General features: G+C 66.1%; 6 protein-coding genes. All 6 read right to left on the bottom strand.

What is annotated here, in order from left to right; genetic code table 11:
- The coding region (locus ACRDUX_RS36410) for a gamma-glutamyltransferase (protein ID WP_526421650.1) at window positions 1-1,062 on the bottom strand (1,062 nt) is incomplete at its 3' end.
- 53 nt (window positions 1,063-1,115) lie between these two features.
- Complete coding sequence (locus ACRDUX_RS36405; protein WP_526421648.1) at window positions 1,116-1,895, bottom strand: amino acid ABC transporter ATP-binding protein; 780 nt, start codon at window positions 1,893-1,895, stop codon at window positions 1,116-1,118.
- A 23-nt stretch (window positions 1,896-1,918) separates the two neighbouring features.
- Entirely contained in the window at window positions 1,919-2,707 is a 789-nt protein-coding gene (locus ACRDUX_RS36400) for an amino acid ABC transporter permease (RefSeq protein ID WP_526421646.1), read from the bottom strand.
- A 27-nt stretch (window positions 2,708-2,734) separates the two neighbouring features.
- Window positions 2,735-3,583: an ABC transporter substrate-binding protein gene (locus ACRDUX_RS36395; RefSeq protein ID WP_526421644.1), complete on the bottom strand. Its 849-nt coding sequence runs from the start codon at window positions 3,581-3,583 to the stop codon at window positions 2,735-2,737.
- Between the two features lie 227 nt (window positions 3,584-3,810).
- Window positions 3,811-4,488 (bottom strand): TetR/AcrR family transcriptional regulator, encoded by a 678-nt coding sequence (locus ACRDUX_RS36390; RefSeq protein WP_526421642.1) that lies wholly within the window; start codon window positions 4,486-4,488, stop codon window positions 3,811-3,813.
- A gap of 56 nt (window positions 4,489-4,544) precedes the next feature.
- A partial coding sequence (locus ACRDUX_RS36385) for an FAD-dependent oxidoreductase (RefSeq protein ID WP_526421640.1) occupies window positions 4,545-4,790 on the bottom strand: 246 nt, incomplete at its 5' end.

The following is a 4,790-nucleotide window of genomic DNA, read 5'->3' as shown; positions in this document are numbered from 1 at the left end:
GTGGTAGACACTCTGGATCAGAGACACCGCGATCCCGTCGCCGTCGGCAGCGGCGACGCCGACCGTGTCACCGCGGGCAACCGACCCAACGACCTCGGGTCGTTCGCCGACCGGGGTGACGGCTCGGAGATCGCCGTCCACCAACGCGGCGACGTCCACGCCGGCCATGCGCGGGTCGGCCAGGCGGGCCGAGCGGAGCCAGTTGCCGTGATGGAAAACCCGCATCAGAGTACCGATCCCGTCGCCGAGCGGAGCCTCGACGCCGATGCTCTCGATGGCTCGCAGAGCCCGAAGCATCATGAACCCGTGGGTGTTCGGCGGACTCGTCAACACCGTCACGCCGCGGAAGTCGACCGCCAACGGCGCGGTGGACTCGGGCTGGAACTCGGCAAAGTCGGCACCGTTCAGCACGGAGCCACGGGCGCGCAGGTACTCCAGCGTGCGCGCGGCGAGGGCGCCGGTGTAGAACTCGTCCGGACCGCACGCCCGCAGCGCTGCAAACGTCGCGGCGAGTTCGGGCTGCCGGAACTCCTCGCCGCCGCGCAGCAGTCTCCCGCCGGGCCGGAACACTCGGTCGAAGTCCTCGAGACCGATGAGGTCGGCATTCTCGGGGTCGGCGAGATGGGCGTCCAGCGATGCGGCGACCGGCACCCCTCGCTCGGCAGCTTCCTCGGCGGGCCGGAGTAGACGGTCCCATGGGAGACGACTACCGAAGCTGCGCAACGTCTCCCACCCCCGGACCCCGCCGGGCACCGTGACTGTGTCGGCGCCCCGGCTGGGCATGACAGACCCGTACCTGGCGCGTATCGTCTCGGCGTCGGCATCGGCGCCTGCCCAACCCGAGGCGTTGACACACGTCACGATGCCATCGGGAGTGCGCACCAATGCGATGAGGTCGCCGCCGAGTGCCACGTTGTGTGGGTAGACCACGGTCAGCACCGCCGCCGCAGCGATCGCGGCGTCGATCGCGCTGCCGCCGTCGCGGAAGGCGGCCGTCGCCGCGTCCGTGGCCATCGCGTGTGGCGTGGCGGCCGCGCCGGTGAAGGACGTGGGTATTCGCACGGTTGAGCTACTTTCTCTTGAGGCTGACTCGGCAGTCGGGCGCGACTGACCGCTCACTGGATGGTCGACAGGAATGCCTTGGTGCGTTCGTTCTTCGGGCTGGCGAACAGCTCGCTGGGCGCGGCGTCTTCGATGATGCGGCCCGCGTCCATGACGACGATGCGATCGGCGACGTCACGGGCGAACCTCATCTCGTGCGTCACCACCACCATCGTCATCTGGTCCCGCGCGAGTTCGCGCATCACCTCGAGAACCTCGCCGACCATCTCGACGTCGAGCGCACTGGTGGGCTCGGCGACCAGCATCACCTTGGGCCGCATCGCGAGCGCGCGTGCGATCGCGACACGTTGCTGCTGGCCACCGGAGAGTTGGCTCGGACGAGATTCGCCCTTGTCCCCCCACCCTACGCGGTCGAGGAGTGCCCGCGCGTCCGCACGTGCCTTCTCCTTCGGGTGGCCGAGCACCCTGACGGGCGCATTCCAGACGTTCTCGAGCGCAGTCATGTGCGGAAACAGGTTGAAATGCTGGAAGACGAACCCGCTCTCGCGTCGCCGACGCGCCAATTCGGCGGTGCCGACCTTGCGCGGCGAGCCCGTCTCGCGGTGCGCGATCGACACCCCGCCGATGAGCACTTCCCCGCTGTCGAGCGTCTCGAGGTGATTCAGCGATCTCAGAAGCGTCGTCTTGCCCGCCCCCGACGGACCGATGAGCACCACGACCTGGCCGCGACCGACGTCGAGGTTCACCTCGTTGAGCACTCGACGACCACCCAGGGTGCAGCACGCGTTCCTGACCGACACGATCGGGGCATCGAGTGCGGTGTTCGCAGTCATGTCGATCTCCTTGGTGCGTCTTGTCATCCGTGTGGCTGCAGAGTTGCGTTGGCCGTTGCGCGCCGCGCCCCGAGCAGTCGCTGTGTGATGGACACCCGCTGTTCGATTCCGAGCTGACGGGTCAATCGGTTCTCGATGCCTGCCTGGATGAACGTCCACACGGTGGTGAGCGCGAGGTAGTAGATGGCGGCGACGATGAAGATCTCGAACGTGTGAAACGTGGCAGAGCTGATCGACTGCGTGACGAGGAACATCTCGCTGACGCCGATGACCGACAGCACCGAGGTGGTCTTCATCATTCCGTTGAAGGAGTTGCCCATCGGTGGCACCATGACGCGCAGCGACTGAGGCACGATGATGAACCGCATGAGTCTCGCGGGAGTCATGCCCAGCGACGCGGCTGCCTCGAACTGTCCCTTCGGCACGGAATCGAGTCCCGCCCTGATGATCTCGGCGATGTAGGCGCTCTCGTTGATCATCAGACCGAGGACGGCGGCCTGCACGGCGGCCTTGGCCGACAGGCCGACGAACGACACGTCGTGGAACTGGTAGAGCCCGATGGCCGCCAGACCGGTGTAGATGATCACCAACTGCACGAGCAGCGGCGTTCCGCGGATCACCCAGATGTAGAACCCCGCGCACCAGCGGAGCGCGGCCCACCGGGACCGCCGCGTCAGCGCAACGGCCAACCCGACCAGGGTGGCCAGCACCATGGCGATTACGGAGATCACGATCGTCAGGATCAGCCCATTGACGAAGGCCTCACTGGGCGTGAACAGCGACTTCCAGAAGAAGTGCCAGTCAAACTGCACGACATAGCCTTTCGATGAGCCGACCGGTCAGCTGTTGATGTCGAGGGCGGTCATACCCCACTGATCGAGGATCTTCTTGTAGGTGCCGTTGCTCTGTAGCTCGCCGAGCGCCTGGGCGATCGCATCGTGCAGCGCGGTATTGCCCTTCAGAGTGGCCGCCCCGATCTTGATGGTGCCGAACGGCTTGCCGACCGACTGGATCTGCGCACCGGTCTTGGTGGCGTAGTACCCCAGGGTCTCGGCGGTATCCATGTAGGCGTCGACCTGACCGTTCTGCACCTGTTGAATCGACACGTCGGCCTGGTTGGCCCGGGTGATGTCCACCGGAGGCTTTCCGGCGGCCGTGCACTTGTCCGACTGCTCCTGTGCCAGCGACTCGGCGGTGGTCGCAACGGCCAGGATCACCTTCTTGCCGCACAGGCTGTCATCCAGACCGGTGATGGCTGCGGGTTTCTCCTTGGACACGGCGATGCCGGTGCCCGAGTAGACGTAGGGCACGAAGTCGACGACGGCCTCACGCTCGGGCTTGATGTAGAGCTGCGCCATGATCACGTCGCACTGCTTGGCCTGCAGCGTGGGAATTACTGTGGCGAAGGATGATTCGTGGAACTTCGACTTGAGACCCATCTGGGCGGCCAGCGCCGCACCCAGGTCGACCTCACTGCCGACCAGCTTTCCCGACTCATCGTGATAGACGTTCGGAGGCGTTCCGTCGTTCGGTGCACAGATCGTGAGTGTGCCCGCGTCGAGGATCGCGGGCGGCTGCACCTTCGCCGGGACCGTTGGACTCGGCGCCGCTTCGTCGGGTGACGACGAACAACCCACTAGCCCGAAGAGCGCCACGCCGGCAAGTCCGGCGATCAATGTGTTCTTCACCTTTTCCTCCAGATGTCAGCTGTTCAGCCGCGTGTAAGCCAGGTCACACCGGCCGTCCTATCGAACGATAGGCCACTATCGGCCGATAGGGAACCATTTGACGGAACTCGTAACACCACTTAACGCAGTCTTCACGAGCCGCCGATCAATCACCGAAAGTGCTGGAAGATCGCGGATTCTGCTGCGTTCGCGACCCACCGCACACCCGATGCGGGTGCCCGCGGCGGTCAGCGAGAGGTGGTCAGTTCGAGATCGCGGAGCCTGGTCCGCGTGACTTTCCGGACCGCAGGCAGCCGGGACTGGTCGACCAGCAGGGACCGCACGACGAAGTCGGCCGCCTGCAATGGGCGATCGCGTCGCGTGGGTCCGGATGGACCACCTTGTTCACGCAGCGTCTCGAACAGCGTGCCGTTGATCGCGCGCACCACGAAACTTGGTTCACACGGGATGAATTCACCGGCGTCGCTGCCCCGATCGATGACGAGTTCGATCTGGTCGTGGAACAACGCGATGCCCTCCCGCTCGGCCGCGAAGTCCTCGAGCGCGAGGACGGCATCCTGATACAGGCCCCGTGCGTCGAACGGCTGGACCAGGATCTCTCGGACGTCGCACGCGATGGCGAGGTGGAGCTTCTCGGCCCAGCTCGACGGCTCGTCGAGGCGCTGGTTCATCCGGCCGATCGACGGCCCGAGGTCGAGTTCGACGAGGGCCCGGAAGATCTCGTGCTTGGCCTGGAAGTGGTGAAAGAGCGAGGGCTGGCGAATCCGAACGGCGTCGGCGATGTCGCGCGTCGACGTGCCGAAGTAGCCACGCTGGGCGAACAGAATCGATGACGCGAGCAGGATGCGGCCCCGCGTCGAGGACCAGTCGACCGTCTTCGGCTCCCAGTCCTTGCCGTACTTCACCGATCAACTGTGACACACGCCGTTCCGCGCCACCCCGCGATGCCACCACGAATCCACTAGTGCCGCCCCAGCACGTGCGGTCCGGTGCGCTCGGGCACTCCGCCCGCGAACCGCGCCCGCGACAGTGCCGCGACGTCGGCGTCCGGCGTGCGCCCCTCTGCGAGATCGGCGAGCACCTCCCCCATCAATGCGGAGAACTTGAAGCCCTCGCCGGAGTCGCCGCACGCGATGACCACTCCGCCGTCGAGCCGGTCCACCACGAACCGGCCGTCCGGTGAGTCGGTCCAGGAGCAGACCTGCGC

Source organism: Mycobacterium sp. (assembly GCF_050701675.1).
GTDB lineage: Bacteria > Actinomycetota > Actinomycetes > Mycobacteriales > Mycobacteriaceae > Mycobacterium.
This window is presented reverse-complemented; position numbering and strand designations above follow the sequence as displayed.